Genomic DNA, 18,646 nt, shown 5'->3' on the forward strand with positions numbered 1-18,646 from the left:
GTACGGGAGCAGAGTCGGACGACGGCGTACGGGAGCAGAGGCGGACGACGCCCGGGAGAGGTCGGGAAAGGCCGGGGAGAGGGAGGGCCGCCGGCCCGTCGGCGTCAGATGCGGGTGAGGGCCCAGAAACCCACGGCGTAGAGGGCCAGGGCGAGCAGCAGCACCGGCACGGTCACCTTGGCGGGCGGGCCCGGGCGCCGACGGCGGCGACGACGGTGCCCGGGCCCGTCGGCGCGGGGCTGAGGGACGGGCTGCGCGATTCCCGGCGCGGGGAGGGGAACCTGCGGCTCCCGGGCGGTGTACGAAGCAGTAGAGGCATCGGTACGCGGCGGGAGGGAGAACGGGGCGTGGGCGGGTTCGTGGGGGACCGGCGCGAGGCGGGGGCCAGGAGCGTGCGGCGGCGCCTGGAGATGTCGGCTGTCGCTGTGCGCCGGAGCGTGTGGTGGTGCGTGTGGCTGTGGTTGCGGCTGTGGCGGGGATTGCTGCCGGGAAGCCGTCGGCGGGGGCGGCAGATGGAAGCTGCCGGTGTCCGACATGGAGGGCTGAGGGGCCGACGGAGTGGAGCCCGTGCCCTGCCGGGGGTCGGCCGGCCGGGGAGCGCCGTCCGGCCGAGGACCGCCGCCCGGCCGGGCGGCCGGCGGCACATCGGCAGACGGCACATCGGCCGTCGGCAGCTCGCCGGAAGACTCCTCCACGCCGGGAGCCCGCTTCAGCGGCCCGCCGGGCCCGAATCCCGTTGGGAGCGGGCCGAGTTGGTCGAAGATCTCGATCAGCTCGTCGTCGGGCCCCGGCTCCGCCAGCAGCTCCGCGGCGGACGCCAGCGCCTTCCTCGCCCCCGTGGCCGTGCGGAAGCGGGCCTGTGGATCGGGCTGGAGCAGGGTCGCCACGATCTGCCACAGGGGTTCGGGGACACCTTTGGGCGCACCCGGTGTGCCGTGCGCGGTGAAGTGGTCGACCAGGGCCTTGGCGTCCGGCTTGGCGCCCTCCAGCAGATACAGCGCCACCAGCCCGACGGCGAACAGGTCGGCGGGGAAGTCCGGTTCCGAGCCGAGCAGTTGCTCGGGCGCGAGATAGCCGGGTGTGCCCACCACGAGATTGGTCTCCGTCAGCCGCGGCTCGCCCAGCCGCATGGCGATGCCGAAGTCGGACAGCCGCAGCCTGGGGCGTCCGGTTCCGGTGGCCTCCAGCAGGACATTGGCGGGCTTGATGTCACGGTGCACCACGCCCTCCGCGTGCACCGCGGCGAGACCGGAGAGGAGCTGGTCGAGAAGGACCGCGACGAAGGGGGGAGGCAGGGGGCCGTAGTCGCCGACGAGATGGACCAGTGAACCGCCTGCGACCAGATCCATGGTGAACAGCACCTGATCGTCGTCGGCGGCCCAGCTGGCGGGGGCGAGGACATGCGGGTGGTCGATCCGCAGCGCCTGTTCGCGCACGAAGCGCAGCAGCGAGTGGGCGTCGCGCTGCTGGAGCACCTTGGCGGCGACATAGCGGCGCCTGCGGTGGTCCCAGGCACGCCAGACGGCGCCGACGCCGCCGCGCCCGATCGGGTCGACCAGTTCGTACCGGCCGGCGAAGACCTCACCCATCGCTGTGCGCTGCTCCTCCCCCTGCGGCCACCAGCCCACCCGGCCTGGCCTCTTGCTCCCCTTACTCCCCCGGCATCCCGTCGGTACTCCCCGGTCTGCTGCCGGCCCGGCCCGCCGAACCCCTTTCGGCGGGCCGGGCCGGGCGGTCAGCTCTGGTGGGACTGGTAGTGGGCGACGGCGTCGGAGGTCCGGCCGGCGCCGTAGACGCGGAGGAACTCGGCGAGTTCCGGGTGCGTGGGCGCGAGGGAGTCGGCTGCCTCGATGATGTCGCCGGCGGCGGCCACCGAACGCAGCAGGGACTGGATCTCGCGGACGACCCGCTTGACCGTCGGAGCACCCGAAGTGCTCGCCGTCTGCGTCACGTTGCTCAGCACGGAGCCCCCCTGCGACTTCTTGATCTCGTCCATGCGCTCGGTGGCCTCGGCGGCGCTCACGCTGCCGTCGGCGACCTGCGCGGCCAGCTCCTGGAGCAGCTGCACCCGCTGCACCACGGCGGGGTTGCCGATCTTCGCCCGCTGACCGCTCATCAGCTGGGACAGCATCGGCGCCGACAGTCCCAGTACCCCCGCGAGACGAGCCTGGTTGAGACCAAGATCGTCGATGAGCTTACGGAAGAGCGTCCCCAGCGGCTCCCCGTACCAGTTCCGCTGCAGTTCCCGCGCTCTCGCGGTGGCTTCCTGCTGTGCGGCGTCCATTGCGTCTCCCCATCCCTACCCCATGAACCGCGGTTCGCTGTAGCGAACCACGTCGAGCATCTTACGGAGAGTGGTCGGTCACAGGGAGCCCCCATCTTTTTGCGAGATCCCCGGGGTGACCCGGTACTCTGGTCTGCGGCGCCTGCCGGGACGAGGTATTTTCCGGCGGGACGCTTGTCGCGGGGCCTTAGCTCAGTTGGTAGAGCGCCGTCTTTGCATGGCGGATGTCAGGGGTTCGACTCCCCTAGGCTCCACAGAGAAAACCCCGCCTGGTCTGCGGAAACGCAGACCAGGCGGGGTTTTTCGCGTGGGCCGTGCGGCGGTTCGGTGCGCGGGGGCGCGGGGCCTTCGCCGCCGGGTGAGCGGGCAGGGGCGAGGGGTCCGGGCTCAGCGCTGGTCGTCGGGGCGGGCGGCCTGTTCCTCGGCCTCCTTCGCCTGGACCTCGGGGTCGAGGGGGCCGCTGCCGTCCACCGAGGTCAGCGGAGCGGCCTCGGGAACCTCCGTGGCGGCGGGGGGTTCGACCAGCCAGTCGGGGTTGGCCTGCTTGTCCCACCACTTCCAGGCGGCGAAGGCGCCCCCGGCGATCAGGCCGAGCACAGCCACGCACTTCACGGCGCGGCCCGTCCTGCCCCGCCGCTCGTGCTTGCGGGCCAGCTTGCGGATCTCCTCCGCCGTGACCGGGCTGCGCAGGGCGGCCAGGGCCGCGGCACCGCGCGCGGCCGCCTCGTCCTTCACGGGACCGGCCGCCGCCACTGCCTGCTCGATCATCGGCCGTGAGTACTCGGCAGCCTGCCGTGCGGCGAGAACCGTCCGCGCGGCGGCCTCCTGGGCGGCCTGGTCTACCTTGGGCGGCACATGTGCGCGCGCCTCGGCCAGCCGGGGCGCGAGATGGGACTCGTACTGCACACGGGCCTGCTCGGCGGCCAGGGAGACCTTGGGTGCGAGCCGGACGCGTGCCTCGTGCGCGTACTGCGCGGCCCTCTCCTTGGCGGTGTCGGCGTAGGGCGCCACCACTTCCGCGGCGTGCAGCACGCTGTCCTTCGCCGAGCCGGTCGCGGCGCGCACGCTGTCGATGCGGGTCACGGGATCCTCCTCCTCGGTGGCGTTACGGTATTTCGACTTTCCACCCTTTTACGGATCATGCCTGCCGGAACGCTCCGCGGCATGTGAGGGCGGGCATTCGGGTTCCGTCGGATGTGATCAAGTGAGATAGCGGTTGAATCCGGGGCAACAGGAGCTTGTCGTCGACAATGCCACGGATTGCCCCGGAGTGCTGGGGAACGCCCGTCTCGGGCGACGCGAGGATCCCGCCGTGCGAGGATCGGAGGGCAAAGGAAGACAACGGAAGGCAGATCGTGGCCGAGCAGCTCTACGCCACCCTGAAGACCAACCACGGCGACATCCAGGTCCGTCTGTTCCCGAACCAGGCGCCGAAGACGGTCAGGAACTTCGTCGAGCTCGCCCAGGGCGAGCGGGAGTGGACCGACCCCACCACCGGTGCCAAGTCCCAGGAGAAGCTCTACGACGGCACGGTCTTCCACCGGGTCATCAGCGGCTTCATGATCCAGGGCGGCGACCCGCTGGGCAACGGCACGGGCGGCCCGGGCTACCAGTTCGAGGACGAGTTCCACCCGGACCTGCGGTTCGACAAGCCCTACCTGCTGGCCATGGCCAACGCCGGCCCGGGCACCAACGGCTCGCAGTTCTTCATCACCGTCTCCCCGACGGCGTGGCTGACCCGCAAGCACACCATCTTCGGCGAGGTCACCGACGCGGCGAGCCAGAAGGTCGTCGACTCCATCGCGACCGCGCAGACCAACCCGCGCACGGACCGTCCGCTCGAGGACGTCGTCATCGAGTCGGTCGTCGTCGAGAAGCGCTGACCGACTTTTCCCGCCGGGAACCAATCGCCCCGCTCGTCCGTAGGGATGGGCGGGGCTTTTGCTACGCCGACTGTCACGCCCACCCACTCCGACCGAGGGGAAGCCCATGGAGCAGGCGCCGGACGCCCAGCAGGTCCCGCGGTGCTATCGCCACCCGGACCGTGAGACCGGTGTGCACTGCACCCGCTGCGAGCGCCCCATCTGCCCCGACTGCATGATCAGTGCCTCCGTGGGCTTCCAGTGCCCCGAGTGCGTGCGCGGGGCCGGTGGCGGGTCCGCCGCCCGTGCCGCCGCTCCCCGCACCATCGCGGGCGCCACCGTCGTCGGTGACACCCGGCTGGTCACCAAGATCCTGATCGGGATCAACCTCGCGGTGTTCATCGCCGTTCAGGTGCGGCCCGCCCTCCTGAACGATCTGGTCCTGATCGGATCCTGGCCGCCCGCGCCCTGGACGGCCACGGAGGGCGTCGCGGAGGGCGAGTGGTACCGGCTGCTGACCTCGGCGTTCACCCATGAGGAGTTCTGGCACATCGGCTTCAACCTGCTCAACCTGTGGCTGCTCGGCGGTCATGTGGAGGCGGCGCTCGGCCGGGCCCGGTATCTCGCGCTCTATCTGATCTCCGGCATCGCGGGCAGCACCGTCGCCTATCTGCTGGAGGCGCCGGCCACGGCCACGCTGGGCGCGTCCGGTGCCGTGTTCGGCCTCTTCGGCGCGACGGCCGTGCTGATGCGCCGGCAGAACTACGACATGCGTCCGATCGTGGTCCTGCTGGTGATCAGCATGGTCTTCGCCTTCAGCCCGGGGTCCAACGTGTCCTGGCAGGCCCACCTCGGCGGTCTGGTCGCCGGCACCGTGATCGCGTACGCCATGGTGCACGCCCCGCGTGAGCGGCGGGCGCTGGTGCAGTACGGAACCTGTGCACTCGTTCTGGCGGTGATCGTCCTGAGCACCCTGTTGAGAACTGTCCAGCTCACCTGAGCGTTAGGTTGTCCACAGCCGGTCGCGAATCTTGTGCACAGTGTGCACGAACGACTGTGCCCCCTGTCGCTGACCCGTGTTTCCGCAGGTCAGGCAGGGGGCGAACAGATTTTCGATCGCATGTCGAGACCGACGATTCCGTCACATGGACGTCAACCTCGGGGAGGTTATCCACAGATCGTTTTTTCTTTTCCCCAGCATGTGGAAGGTGGCTGTGGATAACTCAGTGGATAGCCCTGGGCAGAGCTGTGTTCAGCGGGAGTGCGCCGTCACTTCCACTGCGTGGAGACGCCGAACCCGGCCGCGATGAAGCCGAAACCGACCACGATGTTCCAGTTGTCCAGGCTGTCGATCGGCAGGGATCCGTCGGTCACGTAGAAGACGACGATCCAGGCCAGACCGATGAGGAACATGGCCAGCATGACGGGCGCGACCCAGGCGCGGTTCGTGAGCTTGATGGCCTGCGCCTGCTTCGCGGGCGGCGGCGTGTAGTCGGCCTTCTTGCGGATACGTGACTTCGGCACGAGGGTCTCTCCTGTCGATGCGCTGCGTGGCCGCGCAGGGTCTGGGTCGGGCTCGGGGCAGCGTACTAGGGGACACTGAGTGCTCCCCCGGGCGTCCGTTAGCGTAGTGCTTCCGTGGCGCCGAAGGAGATAAGGGTACGTTGAGCAATTCTGCCGACTTCCCCCAGCCGGGATCCAGTCCCGACCGCAGAGGACGTTTCCGTCCCGTGCGTGTGCTCACGGTCGCCGTCTTCGCCTTGGCGGGCCTCATCTTCTTCACCAGCTTCAACACCGCCAAGGGCACCAACATCCGCACGGACGCGTCCCTGCTGAAGCTTTCCGACCTGATCCAGGAGCGCAGCCACAAGAACGGCGAACTGGACGAGTCGAACGCCGCCCTGCGCGAGGAGGTGGACTCCCTCGCCGACCGCGACGACGGCAGCACCGAGGCCGAGGACGCCCGGCTCGCCGCGCTGGAGAAGAACGCCGGCACCCAGAAGCTCACGGGCGAGGCCCTCACCGTCACCCTGAACGACGCCCCGCCCGACGCCACCGCCAGGCTGCCCGGCTACCCCGAGCCGCAGCCCGACTACCTGGTCATCCACCAGCAGGACCTCCAGGCCGTGGTGAACGCCCTGTGGCAGGGCGGCGCCCAGGGCATCAAGGTCATGGACCAGCGGCTGATCTCCACCAGCGCGGTGCGCTGCGTCGGCAACACCCTGATCCTCCAGGGCCGCGTCTACTCGCCGCCGTACAAGATCACTGCGGTGGGCGACCCGGAGAAGCTCCAGAAGGCCCTGAGCGCGAGCCCGGCCATCCAGAACTACATGGTGTACGTCAACGTCTACGGCCTCGGCTGGAAAGCGGAGGAGAACGGGACGGTGACTCTGCCGGGCTATTCGGGCACAGTGGACCTGCACTACGCCAAGCCCGTGGAGTGACTCCCCTCTGGAGGCGCCGGTGCGCGTCGTCGTGAGGACCGTCAGCGAGCTCTGCATCACCGTCGGCACCGTCGTCGTGCTGTTCGTCGTCTACGCGCTGTTCTGGACCGGGGTGCGCGCCGACGACGTCATGGACGAGCAGATCGACCGGCTCCAGGAGAGATGGGCCCAGGAGCGAGAAGTCCGGGACCGGGGTACCGGGGAGCCCGCCCGTCCCGCCGCCACGGCCCCTGCGCGGCCGGCGCCGTACCGGAACGGGCAGCCCTTCGCGGTCATGTACATCCCCCGGCTCGGTCCCACGTGGAACAAGCCGGTCCTCGAAGGAACGTCCACCGGCACCCTGAAGAAGGGCCTGGGCCACTACGCCGCCACCGCGCGGCTCGGGGAGCGGGGAAACTTCGCCGTCGCCGGCCACCGACGCACCCACGGTGATCCCTTCAAGGACTTCCCCCGGCTGCGGCGCGGGGACGCGGTGGTGCTCACCGACGGCACGACCTGGTTCACCTACCGCGTCGACAGAGGCCCCCACCGGACCGTCCCCGCCGATGTGGCCGTCGTCGACCCCGTCCCCCGCGCGTCCGGCTACACCCGCCCCGGCCGCTACCTCACGCTCACGACCTGCGACCCGGAGTGGGGCCACAGCCACCGGCTGATCGTCTGGGCCCACCTCGACAGGACCCGGCCCGTGGAGCAAGGCGAACCGGAGGCGCTGCGCCGTTAATCTGGTCCGGGCGGCGTGAGTCTGGTGCCGTGGTGCGGACGGAAGGGACGGCATGTACGGCTGGATCTGGCGGCATCTGCCGGGCAACGCGTGGGTGAAGGCCCTGATCTCACTTCTGCTGCTCCTGGCCGCGGTCTACGTCCTGTTCCAGTACGTCTTCCCGTGGGCCGAACCGCTGCTTCCCTTCAACGATGTGACGGTGGACAACCAGTGAGCGCGCGCATTCTCGTCGTCGACAACTACGACAGCTTCGTCTTCAACCTCGTGCAGTACCTGTACCAGCTCGGCGCGGAGTGCGAGGTGCTGCGCAACGACGAGGTGTCGACCGCGCACGCCCAGGACGGCTTCGACGGCGTCCTGCTCTCGCCCGGTCCCGGCGCTCCCGAGCAGGCCGGCGTCTGCATCGAGATGGTCCGCCACTGCGCGGCCACCGGCGTCCCCGTCTTCGGTGTCTGCCTGGGCATGCAGTCGATGCAGGTGGCGTACGGCGGTGTCGTGGACCGCGCGCCCGAGCTGCTGCACGGCAAGACCTCGCCGGTCGAGCACGAGGGCAAGGGTGTCTTCGCCGGACTGCCCTCGCCGTTCACGGCGACGCGCTACCACTCGCTCGCCGCCGAACCCGCCACGGTCCCGGCCGAGCTGGAGGTCACCGCCCGCACCCACGACGGCATCGTCATGGGGCTGCGCCACAGGGAACTCCCCGTGGAGGGCGTGCAGTTCCACCCCGAGTCGGTGCTGACCGAGCACGGCCACCGGATGCTCGCCAACTGGCTGACGGAATGCGGGGATCCGGGGGCGGTGGCGCGGTCCGCGGGGCTCGCCCCCGTGGTGGGCAGGGCCACCGCGTGACGTCGGACTGGTACGGCGCGGAGGGATACGCGGGAGCGCGGGAGCAGCCGTACGCCCCGTACCCGCCGGACGCGCCGTACCAGGCGCAGCAGCAGGTGCACGACACGCAGCGGCAGCCGTACGGGACGCAGCAGCCGTCGTACGAGGCCCAGACGCAGGCGTATGCGGCGCAGCAGCCGTACGACGCCCGGCAGCAGCCGCAGCCGTACGAGCCGCAGCCGCAGCCGTACGAGCCGCAGCCGCAGCCGTACGAGGCGCAGGCCCCCTCGTACGGGGGCCGGGAGGGGGCCTACGGCGCCCAGGAGCATCCCTACGAGCCCGACCCCGGTCCGCTGTCCGGCGCCCCCGCGGCGCCGCGTCTCGACGACGAGACGGTCGCCCTGCGGATGCCTCCCGTCCCCGGCGAGTCCATACCGGGCCCTCTGAGCGCCTCCGGGACCCCCGGGGGTGATGAGCACCCGGCGGGCGGGCGTGCGGCCCGCAGAAAGGCCGCCAAGCGCCGTCACGGGCGTCACGGCGGCACCACCGGGCCCTCCCACACCGATGACACCACCGACACCGCGGACACCGCGCCGGCCCCCGACCGCTCGCTCTCCCGCGTCGAGGCCCGCCGGCAGGCGCGGGCCCGCAGGCCGGGACCGGCCGTGATCGCCAGCCGGGTGATCGGTGAAATGTTCATCACCACCGGTGTGCTGATGCTGCTGTTCGTCACCTACCAGCTGTGGTGGACCAACGTCCGGGCGCACGCCCAGGCCGGCAGCGAGGCCGAGGACCTCCAGAAGGACTGGGCCAGCGGCAGGCGCAGCCCCGGTGTGTTCGAGCCCGGCGAGGGCTTCGCGATCCTGCGCATCCCCAAGCTGGACGTGGTGGTGCCCATCGCCGAGGGCGTCAGCGGCAAGAAGGTGCTCGACAAGGGCATGGTCGGCCACTACGGCGAGAAGCCGCTGAAGACGGCGATGCCGGACGCGAAGACCGGCAACTTCGGGCTGGCGGGGCACCGCAACACCCATGGCGAGCCGTTCCGGTACATCAACCGGCTCCAGCCGGGCGACCCGATCGTCGTCGAGACCCAGGACACGTACTTCGTCTACAAGATGGCGTCGATCCTGCCGGTCACCTCGCCGAGCAACGTGAGCGTCCTCGATCTCGTGCCGAAGGGCTCGGGTTTCACCGGTCCGGGGCGTTACATCACCCTCACGACATGCACGCCGGAGTTCACCAGCAAGTACCGGATGATCGTCTGGGGCAAGATGGTCGAGGAACGGCCGCGCAGCAAGGGCAAGCCCGATGCGCTCGTCAGCTAGGGCGCAGGCCGACGCGTTCAGTTAAGGGCGGAGCAACAGTGGCAGCGACGACCGACGGCACCGAAGAGCACACCGCGGCCCCCGGGTACGCCCCCGCCCGGAGGCGCCGCCGCCGCGGTGCCGGCCGGATCGCCACGGCGGTCAGCGTCTTCGGCGAACTCCTCATCACCGCGGGGCTGGTCCTCGGCCTGTTCGTCGTCTACTCGCTGTGGTGGACGAACGTCCTCGCCGACCGCAAGGCGCACAAGGAGGGCGACAAGGTCCGCGACCAGTGGGCCCAGGACGCCGCCACCGGTCCCGGTGCCCTGGACACCAGGGACGGCATCGGCTTCCTGCACGTCCCCGCCATGGGCGAGGGCGAGATCCTCGTCAAGAAGGGCACCTCGGCGGAGCTCCTCAACGACGGCGTCGCCGGCTACTACACCGATCCGGTCAAGGCGGTCCTCCCCGCCTCCGGGAAGAACGGCAACTTCTCCCTCGCCGCCCACCGCGACGGACACGGCGCCAAGTTCCACAACATCGACAAGCTGGACGTGGGCGACCCGATCGTCTTCGAGACGAAGGACAAGTGGTACGTCTACAAGGTCTACGCGGCGCTGCCCGAGACCTCGAAGTACAACACCGCCGTGCTGAAGGCCGTCCCCGAGGGCTCCGGCACGAAGAAGGCCGGCAAGTACATCACCCTGACCACCTGCACCCCGGTCTACACCTCGCGCCACCGCTACGTCGTCTGGGGCGAACTGGTCCGCGTGCAGCAGGTCGACAACGCCCGCACCCCGCCGAAGGAACTCGGCTGACAGCACGGAGCCCCGGCCCCCTGTGAGGGGACCGGGGCTTTGTCGTGTGCGGATCGGGGCTAGCCCGCCGGGCCGCCGAAGACGATCGTGCCGCCCTGGTTGTTGCCGCCCTGGTTGTTGCCCTGGCCGAAGCTGACGGTCTTCAGGGTGATCTGCGTCCCCGCCGGGTCCTCGGTCTTCTTGTCCGGCTTCGGGTCCTGGTCGATGACGAACGCGGTGTCGCTGCCGTCGCCGTCGAACTGGATGTTCGTGAACCCGGCGGCGTTCAGGATCGCCTTGGCCTCCGCCACGGTCCGGTTGCGGACCTCGGGGACCTGGATCTCCTGCTTCTCCTTCTTGCCGACGCTGATGTTCACGCTGGAGCCGGGCTCGACCTCCTGGCCGGCCTGCGGGGTGGTGCTGACGACCTTGCCGTCCTGGTTGTCGTCCTGGACCGGCGTGTCGGTGCAGTTGCCGACGAGGTTGCTGGCCTCGAGCTGGGCCTTGGCCTCGTCGCAGGAGCGTCCGATGACGTCCGGCACCGTCTCCTTGGCCTCTTCCTTGGCCACGGTGAGCGTGATCGTGGAGCCCTTCTCCACTTCCTCGCCCAGGCCCGGGTCCTGCTCCAGGACCGTGTCCTTCTCCTCGGTCGACGACTCCTCGTACGTCACCTTGACGTCGAAGTTGTACTTGTCGTCCGAGAGCTCCGCCTTCGCGTCCTCCAGGCTGTCGCCGGTCACGTTCGGCACGACGACCTTGGGCGCGCCCGTGGACAGCACGAGTGTGACGGTCGACTCCTTCTCGACCTCCGTGCCCGGCGCCTTGTCCTGGTCGCAGATCTTGCCCTTGGCCGTCTCCTCGCACGGTTTGGGGTCGAAGGACAGCTTGAGGTGGACGTTGCCGGCCTGTTCCTCGGCCTGTGCCTGCGTCAGGTCGACGAAGTTGGGCACCTTGGCGGTGGTGTTCCCCACGCCGTTGCCGCTGAAGATCCACTTGCCGATCAGGACCGCGCCGACCAGGACCAGGACGGCCGCCACCGCCAGCAGGACCGTGGAGGTGTTGGACTTCTTCTGGCGCCGCCGGTCGGGGCGGTCGTCGTAGCCGAAGCCGCCGTCGTCCGGGTTCGTCGGGGGCAGCATCGTGGTCGCGCCGCCGTCCGCCTGGCGCAGGGCCGTGGTCGGCTGGTCGTCCGGGTAGCCGCCGTAGCCGACCGAGCCCATCGCGGCCGTGGCCGCGACCGGCTGCCCGTCCAGGCACGCCTCGATGTCGGCGCGCATCTCGTCGGCCGACTGGTATCGGTAGTTCGGGTCCTTGACCAGGGCCTTGAGGACGATCGCGTCCATCTCGGGCGTGATCTCGGGGTCGAAGACCGACGGCGGCTGCGCCTCCTCACGGACGTGCTGGTACGCCACCGCGACCGGGGAGTCGCCCACGAAGGGGGGACGCACGGTCAGCAGCTCGTACAGCAGACAGCCGGTGGAGTACAGGTCGGAGCGCGCGTCGACCTGCTCGCCCTTGGCCTGCTCCGGGGAGAGGTACTGGGCGGTGCCGATGACGGCGGACGTCTGGGTCATCGTCATGCCGGAGTCGCCCATCGCCCGCGCGATGCCGAAGTCCATCACCTTGACCTGGCCGTTGCGCGTCAGCATGACGTTCGCCGGCTTGATGTCACGGTGGACGATGTTGTTGCGGTGGGAGTACTCCAGCGCCTGGAGGATGCCGATGGTCATCTCCATGGACCGCTCGGGCAGCAGCTTGCGGCCGCTGTGCAGCAGTTCCCGGAGTGTGGAGCCGTCGACGTACTCCATGACGATGTACGGGATCGAGACCCCGTCGATGTAGTCCTCGCCCGTGTCGTAGACCGCGACGATCGCGGGATGGTTGAGCGAGGCGGCCGACTGGGCCTCCCGGCGGAACCGGGCCTGGAAGGACGGGTCGCGCGCGAGATCCGCGCGCAGCGTCTTCACCGCAACGGTGCGGCCCAGACGGGTGTCATGCGCGAGGTACACCTCGGCCATGCCACCACGGCCGAGCACTTGGCCCAGCTCGTACCGGCCGCCGAGGCGACGCGGCTCTTCCATAGCTACCTACCAGCCCTCTCCGTCGGTCCCGCCCCGCACGTCTGTGCGGGTGGAGGCTGCCGTCCGGCCCTACCGTACCCGGCTCTGTTTGTGCCATCCGGTCAAGCCCTTCACCCGATACAGGACCGGTATCGCAACGTGCACCGATGCGAGGGGGGCGTGATCGGCGTCACTTCTTGCTGTCGATGACCGCCTTCATCACATCCCGCGCGATGGGGCCGGCCAGACCGCCACCGCTGATGTCGTCACGGTTGGCGGCGCCGTCCTCGACGACCACGGCGACGGCGACCGGCGCACCGTCCCCGACCTTGGCGTAGGAGATGAACCACGCGTACGGCTTCTCGCTGTTGTTGAGGCCGTGCTGGGCGGTACCGGTCTTGCCGCCGACCGTGGCCCCCTCGATCTTCGCGCTGGAGCCGGTGCCCTGCGGGTCGTTGACGACCGTCTCCATCATGTCCTGGAGCATCTGCGCGGTGTCGCCGGAGACCGCCTGGGACAGCTCCTCGGGCTCGGTGGTCTCAAGGGTGTCGAGGTTCGGGGCCTTGAGCTGGTCGACCATGTACGGCTTCATCAGCTTGCCGTCGTTGGCGATCGCCGCGGCCACCATCGCCATCTGCAGCGGGGTGGCCCGGTTGGACGCCTGGCCGATGCCGTCCATGGCGTTCTGCGGCGCGTTGTCCTCGGGGTAGATGCTCTCCGCGGCGCGGACGGGGGTGTCCAGCTCCTTGTTGTTGTAGCCGAACTTCTCCGCCTGCTCGATCATGCCCTTGTTGGTGACCGAGTCGGCCAGCTTCGCGAAGACGGTGTTGCAGGAGACCATGAGCGCGTACCGCAGCGTGGCGTTCTTGCACTCGCCGTGCTGGTTGGTGAGGTCGGTCGTGGTCTGCGGCAGCTTGTACGGGTCCGGCGTCTTGGTCTTCTCGTCGATGCCGCTGACGATCTTGTTCTCCAGGGCCGCGGCCGCGGTGACCACCTTGAAGGTCGAACCGGGCGGGTAGACCTCGCGCAGCGCCCGGTTCAGCATCGGGTCGTCGGGGTTGTTCTTCTTCTGGACGGCGTTCCACGCCTTCTCGTCGTCGCCGGAGGTCCCGGCGAACTTCGACGGGTCGTACGACGGCGTGGAGACCAGGGCGAGGATCTTGCCGGTGGCCGGCTCGATCGCGGCGACGGCGCCCTTCTTGTTGCCGAGTCCCTCGAACGCGGCCTTCTGCGCGGCGGCGTTCAGGGTGGTGACGACGCTGCCGCCCTCGCGGTCCTTGCCCGTGAGCATGTCGAGGGTGTTGCGGAAGAACAGCTGGTCGTCGGTGCCGGAGAGGATGCCGTCCTGGAGCTTCTCCAGCTGGTTGGCGCCGAACGCCTGCGAGGAGTAGCCGGTGACCGGTGCCCACATGGGACCGTTCGTCCAGGTCCGCTTGTACTTGAAGTCGCCCGACTTGTTCTCGGTCGAGCCGGTGATGGGCTTGCCGTCGACGATGATGTTGCCGCGCGGGATCGAGTAGCGCGCGATGTTGACGCGGCGGTTGTCGTCGTCGGTGGCCAGCTCGTCCGCCTTGACGTACTGGAGCCAGTTGTCGCGGAGCAGCAGGGTCAGGATGAGCAGTCCGCAGAAGATCGCGATCCGGCGCAGGGGCTTGTTCACGGTCGGACCACCTGCGTCATCTCGGCGTCGGGGTTGGGGGCGGGGGAAGGTGCCGGGCGGCGCGCGGTGTCGCTGATCCTGAGCAGGATGCCCACCAGAGCCCAGTTGGCGATGACGGACGAACCGCCGTACGCCAGGAACGGCATGGTCATACCGGTCAGCGGGATCAGGCCCATGACGCCGCCGGCGACGACGAACACCTGGAGGGCGAACGCGCCGGACAGGCCGATGGCGAGCAGCTTGCCGAAGGGGTCGCGGGCGGCGAGGGCGGTGCGCACGCCGCGCTCCACGATCAGTGCGTAGACGAGCAGGACCGCCATCAGGCCGGCCAGGCCCAGCTCCTCGCCGAAGGTGGCGAGGATGAAGTCGGAGTTGGCCGCGAAGCGGATCAGCTCGGAGTGGCCCTGGCCCCAGCCGGTGCCGAGGGTGCCGCCGGAGCCGAACGCCCACAGCGCCTGCATGGCCTGCTCGGAGTGGCCGCCCACGCCCTGGCGGGAGAGCGTGTACTCGCGCATCGGGTCCAGCCAGGCGTCCACACGCTGCTGGATGTGCGGCTCGAAGCTCGCCACGCCGACGGCGCCGACCGCGGACATCAGCATGCCGAAGACGATCCAGCTGGTCCGCTCGGTGGCGACGTACAGCATGATGACGAACATTCCGAAGAACAGCAGCGACGTACCGAGGTCGGTCTCGAAGACCAGGATGAGGATCGAGATCATCCAGACGACGATGATCGGGCCGAGGTCGCGGCCGCGCGGCAGGTACAGGCCCATGAAGCGGCGGCTGGCCAGCGCGAGCGCGTCGCGCTTCACCATCAGGTAGCCGGCGAAGAAGATCGCGAGGACGATCTTCGCGAACTCACCGGGCTGGATGGAGAAACCGGCGACGGAGATCCAGATCTTGGCGCCGTAGATGTTCTGGCCGAGGCCCGGCACCAGCGGCAGCAGCAGCAGGAACAGCGCGCCGACCATGGAGATGTACGTGTAGCGCTGCAGGACGCGGTGGTCCTTGAGGAAGATCAGCACCACGATGAACAGCGCGATGCCCATCGCCGTGTACAGCAGCTGACGGGGCGCGGCCGTGCCGGCCTGCCCGATCGACTGCAGCAGCTTCGACTGGTCCAGCCGCCAGATCGCCACGAGCCCGAGCCCGTTGAGCAGCGTCGCCAGAGGCAGCAGCAGCGGGTCCGCGTACGGTGCGAACTTGCGGACGACGAGGTGGCCGACGCCGGCCAGCAGGCCGAGGCCGAGGCCGTAGGCCAGCAGGCCGGACGGGACCTCGTCGTTGATCGCCAGGCCGACGTTGGCGTAGGCGAAGACCGGGATGACGACGGCGAACACGAGGAGCGCCAGCTCGGTGTTGCGCCTGCTGGGCGCGCCGATGGCGCCGATCGTGGACGTGTGATGCGTCGACTGGTTGGTAGTACTGCTCATCGTGTGACGGGGCCTCTCACGGCTCGCCTACTGCTTACCGCACAGCGAGGCGACCTTCTGCTCTTCCTCCGACAGGCTCGGGCCGGGGCTGGGAGTGGTCGCGGTCGGGGACGTTGACGGTTTCGGGGACGATGCCGACGGTGTCGGTGTCGGCGACGCCTTGGACGTGAACGAGGCGCGAGTGGTTCCCATGGTGCCGCCGGCCTCGCCCTCTCCGGTCTTCGCGTTCTTCTCGATCTCGGCCGCGTGCTGCTCGGCCTTCTTCCGGCAGGCGGATGCCTGCACGGACAGCTCGTCGATCTTCGCCTGGGCGTTCTTCAGTCCGCCTTCGGCGATGGTCGCCTTGACCGCCTTCTGCTGGTAGGGCGGGAGGTACTTGAGTTCGATCTCGGGGTGGTCCCGCTCCACCTTCGACAACGACACCCAGGCCAGGTCCTGGCTGATGCCGCGGTAGAGGGCGACGTGCTCGCCGTTGGTGCCGACGTAGTACTGCGTCTGCGTCCAGCGGTAGCCGCCGTAGAGACCGCCGCCGATCACGGCGAGCGCCAGTCCGCCGTACAGCGACCGCTTCAGCCACCTGCGGCCGGGGCGCTGCTTGACGAAGTCGTCGTCGCCGTAGGCGCCGAAGCCGTCGGTGGGGATGAAGCCGGTGACGTCGCCGGATCCGGGCGGGCCGAACTCGCCGCCGCCCTGCTGCGGCCTGCGGCCGAGGCCGGAGGCGCGGCCGGCGGGGGTCTGCATGATGCCGTTGTCGTGCAGCGGGTGCTGGTTCTCGGCGACCGCGCCGACCACCACGGGGGCGTCGGAGATCTGGCCGGCCAGGGTGTCCCCGGTGTCCAGGTCGAGGACGTCTGCGATGATCACGGTGATGTTGTCGGGGCCGCCGCCGCGCAGCGCGAGCTGGATCAGCTCGTGCACGGTCTCCTGCGGGCCCTGGTAGCTGGCGAGGGTCTCCTCCAGCGTCTGGTGGGACACCACGCCGGACAGGCCGTCGGAGCAGATCAGATACCGGTCGCCGGCCCGTACCTCGCGGATCGACAGATCGGGCTCGACATGGTCGCCGCTGCCCAGCGCGCGCATCAGCAGGGAGCGCTGCGGGTGGGTGGTGGCCTCTTCCTCGGTGATCCGGCCCTCGTCGACGAGGCGCTGCACCCAGGTGTGGTCCTGGGTGATCTGCGTCAGGACGCCGTCGCGCAGCAGATAGGCGCGGGAGTCGCCGACGTGGACGAGACCGAGACGCTGGCCGGTCCACAGCAGGGCGGTGAGCGTGGTGCCCATGCCTTCGAGCTGGGGGTCGTCCTCGACCATGGAGCGCAGCTGGTCGTTGGCGCGCTGCACGGCGGCGCCGAGGGAGGTCAGCACGTCGGAGCCGGGGATGTCGTCGTCGAGGGCGACGATGGTGGAGATGGCCTCGGAGGAGGCGACCTCACCGGCGGCGGCGCCGCCCATGCCGTCGGCGATGGCGAGCAGGCGCGGACCGGCGTAACCGGAGTCCTCGTTGCCCTCGCGGATCATGCCCTTGTGCGATCCGGCGGCGAAGCGCAGTGACAGACTCATGCCCACCTCGCCCGTCGGCTCCGCATGCAGCCGGTCGTGTCGAGCCACACTGCCCACCCTCCGGTCGGGAGCGCGCCGGGGCCCGGGGTGCCGGCCACCGCTGCTCGCTCGCTCCGCTCGCTCATTGTCGTACTACTTCCGCAGCTCGATGACGGTCTTGCCGATGCGGATCGGCGCACCCAGCGAAATCGGTGTGGGAGTCGTCAGCCGGGCGCGGTCGAGGTAGGTGCCGTTCGTGGAGCCGAGGTCCTCGACGATCCACTGACCGTCTCGGTCCGGGTAGATCCTGGCATGCCGACTGGAGGCGTAGTCGTCGTCCAGCACGATCGTGCTGTCGTGCGCGCGGCCCAGCGTGATGGTCTGGCCCTGGAGGGCCACGGTGGTGCCCGTGAGTGTGCCTTCGGTCACCACCAGCTTGGTGGGAGCGTTACGGCGGCCCCGGCCGCCTGCGGCGGCGGGTTGCTGGCGCTGCTGGGGCGGCGCCTGGCGCGCGGCCTGCTGCGGCCGCCCGGCTTCACGTCGCGACCCGCGCTGTGTGACGCGCGTGCCGAACAGATCGCTGCGGATGACCTGCACGGCCACGATCACGAACAGCCACAGTACGGCCAGAAAACCCAACCGCATGACCGTGAGGGTCAGCTCTGACATTGCCCCCGGATCACCCTTCGGCTTGCCTATAGATAACGGTGGTGCTGCCCACGACGATCCGCGAGCCGTCGCGGAGCGTAGCGCGGGTGGTGTGCTGCCCGTCCACCACGATGCCGTTGGTGGAGCCGAGATCCTGGATCATCGGGGGCGTTCCGGTCCGGATCTCGCAGTGCCGACGGCTCACACCGGGGTCGTCGATCCGCACGTCGGCCTCGGTGCTGCGACCCAGCACGAGCGTCGAGCGGGAGATCTGGTGGCGGGTGCCGTTGATCTCGATCCAGTAGCGGGTGCGTCCGCCGGCCGCGGGGCCGCCGGATGCCGCGCCGGGCCGCTGGGCGGCCGCGGGCTGAGGGTAACCGTAACCGCCGGGCCGGGCGCCGGGCGGCGGCGCGGACGGCATGGGAGGGGCGCCGGCCGACGAGGGGCCGGGTGCGGCTCCGGGTGCGGCGCCGGGCTGGGGATAGCCGTAGCCGCCACCGCCCTGGCGCTGGCCCGCGGCGGGACCGCCGGGGCCGGGAGGCGGGTTCTGGCTGCTGGAGGAGGCCAGGGTGCGGCTGCGCACCCGGTACAGACCGGTGTCGAGGTCGTCGGCCTTCTCCAGATGGACCTTGATCGGGCCCATGAAGGTGTAGCGCTGCTGCTTGGCGTAGTCGCGGACCATGCCCGCGAGCTCGTCGCCGAGCTGGCCGGAGTAGGGGCTGAGCCGCTCGAAGTCGGGTGTGCTCAACTCCACGATGAAGTCGTTGGGCACGACGGTCCGGTCGCGGTTCCAGATGGTCGCGTTGTTGTCGCACTCGCGCTGGAGCGCGCCGGCGATCTCCACGGGCTGGACCTCGGACTTGAACACCTTGGCGAAGGTGCCGTTGACCAGACCTTCGAGGCGTTGCTCGAACTTCTTCAGGACTCCCATGGGGCACCTCCTCCGTCGCTGTCGTCCTGCGTGCTTCTGCTGCTTACCCGGCTGCTTCGTACTTGGTACTGCTTACTGATCGTATCCACGCAAGGGTGGATCGGCTGGTTCCCCCTGGTGAACCGGCCGACAGGTGTC

Annotated in this window: 17 protein-coding genes, 1 tRNA gene and 1 pseudogene; 9 read left to right on the forward strand and 10 right to left on the reverse strand. The window is 69.7% G+C overall.

What is annotated here, in order from left to right:
* Positions 1-104: 104 nt before the first annotated feature.
* Positions 105-1,589: a protein kinase gene (locus ACIQGV_RS11585; protein ID WP_402493359.1), complete on the reverse strand. Its 1,485-nt coding sequence runs from the start codon at positions 1,587-1,589 to the stop codon at positions 105-107.
* Between the two features lie 146 nt (positions 1,590-1,735).
* Positions 1,736-2,284, reverse strand: a complete 549-nt coding sequence (locus tag ACIQGV_RS11590; RefSeq protein ID WP_402493361.1) for a DNA-binding protein — start codon at positions 2,282-2,284, stop codon at positions 1,736-1,738.
* A gap of 181 nt (positions 2,285-2,465) precedes the next feature.
* On the opposite strand from ACIQGV_RS11590, the gene ACIQGV_RS11595 reads away from it, so the two are divergent.
* A tRNA-Ala gene (locus ACIQGV_RS11595) sits at positions 2,466-2,538 on the forward strand.
* Between the two features lie 133 nt (positions 2,539-2,671).
* On the opposite strand, the gene ACIQGV_RS11600 is transcribed toward ACIQGV_RS11595, so the two are convergent.
* The gene (locus ACIQGV_RS11600; protein ID WP_402493363.1) at positions 2,672-3,367 is read right to left on the reverse strand and encodes a DUF5324 family protein; all 696 of its coding nucleotides are present in this window, start codon (positions 3,365-3,367) and stop codon (positions 2,672-2,674) included.
* 272 nt (positions 3,368-3,639) lie between these two features.
* On the opposite strand from ACIQGV_RS11600, the gene ACIQGV_RS11605 reads away from it, so the two are divergent.
* Positions 3,640-4,167 carry a peptidylprolyl isomerase gene (locus tag ACIQGV_RS11605; protein WP_402493365.1) on the forward strand — a complete coding sequence of 176 codons (528 nt, stop codon included), beginning with the start codon at positions 3,640-3,642 and terminating at the stop codon, positions 4,165-4,167.
* 106 nt (positions 4,168-4,273) lie between these two features.
* Positions 4,274-5,146 (forward strand): rhomboid family intramembrane serine protease, encoded by an 873-nt coding sequence (locus tag ACIQGV_RS11610; RefSeq protein ID WP_402493367.1) that lies wholly within the window; start codon positions 4,274-4,276, stop codon positions 5,144-5,146.
* A 269-nt stretch (positions 5,147-5,415) separates the two neighbouring features.
* Here ACIQGV_RS11610 and crgA read toward each other — a convergent pair whose 3' ends face one another.
* Entirely contained in the window at positions 5,416-5,670 is a 255-nt protein-coding gene (gene crgA, locus ACIQGV_RS11615; RefSeq protein WP_053711550.1) for a cell division protein CrgA, read from the reverse strand.
* A gap of 140 nt (positions 5,671-5,810) precedes the next feature.
* On the opposite strand from crgA, the gene ACIQGV_RS11620 reads away from it, so the two are divergent.
* From ACIQGV_RS11620 to ACIQGV_RS11645, 6 genes and pseudogenes are all read left to right on the forward strand, one after another.
* On the forward strand, positions 5,811-6,590 hold the full coding sequence (locus ACIQGV_RS11620; protein WP_402493369.1) for a DUF881 domain-containing protein: 780 nt from the start codon (positions 5,811-5,813) through the stop codon (positions 6,588-6,590).
* 19 nt (positions 6,591-6,609) lie between these two features.
* Positions 6,610-7,311: a class E sortase gene (locus ACIQGV_RS11625; RefSeq protein WP_402493371.1), complete on the forward strand. Its 702-nt coding sequence runs from the start codon at positions 6,610-6,612 to the stop codon at positions 7,309-7,311.
* Between the two features lie 15 nt (positions 7,312-7,326).
* A pseudogene (locus ACIQGV_RS11630) lies at positions 7,327-7,525 on the forward strand (hypothetical protein).
* Positions 7,522-8,160 (forward strand): aminodeoxychorismate/anthranilate synthase component II, encoded by a 639-nt coding sequence (locus tag ACIQGV_RS11635; protein WP_402493373.1) that lies wholly within the window; start codon positions 7,522-7,524, stop codon positions 8,158-8,160. Before ACIQGV_RS11630 ends, ACIQGV_RS11635 begins: the two are co-directional and overlap by 4 nt.
* A complete protein-coding gene (locus ACIQGV_RS11640) occupies positions 8,157-9,464 on the forward strand; it encodes a class E sortase (protein ID WP_402493375.1) in 1,308 nt (435 codons plus the stop codon). The genes ACIQGV_RS11635 and ACIQGV_RS11640 overlap by 4 nt, the downstream gene beginning before the upstream one ends.
* Before the next feature lie 38 nt (positions 9,465-9,502).
* Positions 9,503-10,261, forward strand: a complete 759-nt coding sequence (locus ACIQGV_RS11645) for a class E sortase (protein WP_402493376.1) — start codon at positions 9,503-9,505, stop codon at positions 10,259-10,261.
* Positions 10,262-10,320: 59 nt separating this feature from the next.
* On the opposite strand, the gene pknB is transcribed toward ACIQGV_RS11645, so the two are convergent.
* The 6 genes from pknB to ACIQGV_RS11675 form a co-directional block, all read right to left on the reverse strand.
* Positions 10,321-12,321, reverse strand: a complete 2,001-nt coding sequence (gene pknB / locus ACIQGV_RS11650) for a Stk1 family PASTA domain-containing Ser/Thr kinase (RefSeq protein WP_402493378.1) — start codon at positions 12,319-12,321, stop codon at positions 10,321-10,323.
* A 169-nt stretch (positions 12,322-12,490) separates the two neighbouring features.
* A complete protein-coding gene (locus ACIQGV_RS11655) occupies positions 12,491-13,960 on the reverse strand; it encodes a penicillin-binding transpeptidase domain-containing protein (protein WP_402493380.1) in 1,470 nt (489 codons plus the stop codon).
* Positions 13,957-15,393 (reverse strand): FtsW/RodA/SpoVE family cell cycle protein, encoded by a 1,437-nt coding sequence (locus ACIQGV_RS11660; RefSeq protein WP_402493382.1) that lies wholly within the window; start codon positions 15,391-15,393, stop codon positions 13,957-13,959. Before ACIQGV_RS11660 ends, ACIQGV_RS11655 begins: the two co-directional genes overlap by 4 nt.
* Before the next feature lie 27 nt (positions 15,394-15,420).
* A complete protein-coding gene (locus ACIQGV_RS11665) occupies positions 15,421-16,950 on the reverse strand; it encodes a Stp1/IreP family PP2C-type Ser/Thr phosphatase (protein WP_402493384.1) in 1,530 nt (509 codons plus the stop codon).
* A gap of 132 nt (positions 16,951-17,082) precedes the next feature.
* Positions 17,083-17,598 carry an FHA domain-containing protein gene (locus ACIQGV_RS11670; RefSeq protein ID WP_402493386.1) on the reverse strand — a complete coding sequence of 172 codons (516 nt, stop codon included), beginning with the start codon at positions 17,596-17,598 and terminating at the stop codon, positions 17,083-17,085.
* Positions 17,599-17,608: 10 nt separating this feature from the next.
* Positions 17,609-18,508 (reverse strand): FhaA domain-containing protein, encoded by a 900-nt coding sequence (locus ACIQGV_RS11675; protein WP_402493388.1) that lies wholly within the window; start codon positions 18,506-18,508, stop codon positions 17,609-17,611.
* Between the last annotated feature and the right edge of the window lie 138 nt (positions 18,509-18,646).

It is taken from the genome of Streptomyces sp. NPDC093094 (assembly GCF_044754345.1).
Lineage (GTDB): Bacteria > Actinomycetota > Actinomycetes > Streptomycetales > Streptomycetaceae > Streptomyces.

What these genes read in the sequence shown, in the direction of transcription:
- ACIQGV_RS11590 (WP_402493361.1), bottom strand. Translation starts at nt 2,284, where the DNA reads ATGGACGCCGCACAGCAGGAAGCCACCGCGAGAGCGCGGGAACTGCAG.
- ACIQGV_RS11675 (WP_402493388.1), bottom strand. Translation starts at nt 18,508, where the DNA reads ATGGGAGTCCTGAAGAAGTTCGAGCAACGCCTCGAAGGTCTGGTCAAC.
- ACIQGV_RS11670 (WP_402493386.1), bottom strand. Translation starts at nt 17,598, where the DNA reads ATGTCAGAGCTGACCCTCACGGTCATGCGGTTGGGTTTTCTGGCCGTA.
- ACIQGV_RS11660 (WP_402493382.1), bottom strand. Translation starts at nt 15,393, where the DNA reads ATGAGCAGTACTACCAACCAGTCGACGCATCACACGTCCACGATCGGC.
- ACIQGV_RS11665 (WP_402493384.1), bottom strand. Translation starts at nt 16,950, where the DNA reads ATGAGTCTGTCACTGCGCTTCGCCGCCGGATCGCACAAGGGCATGATC.
- ACIQGV_RS11610 (WP_402493367.1), top strand. Translation starts at nt 4,274, where the DNA reads ATGGAGCAGGCGCCGGACGCCCAGCAGGTCCCGCGGTGCTATCGCCAC.
- ACIQGV_RS11585 (WP_402493359.1), bottom strand. Translation starts at nt 1,589, where the DNA reads ATGGGTGAGGTCTTCGCCGGCCGGTACGAACTGGTCGACCCGATCGGG.
- pknB (WP_402493378.1), bottom strand. Translation starts at nt 12,321, where the DNA reads ATGGAAGAGCCGCGTCGCCTCGGCGGCCGGTACGAGCTGGGCCAAGTG.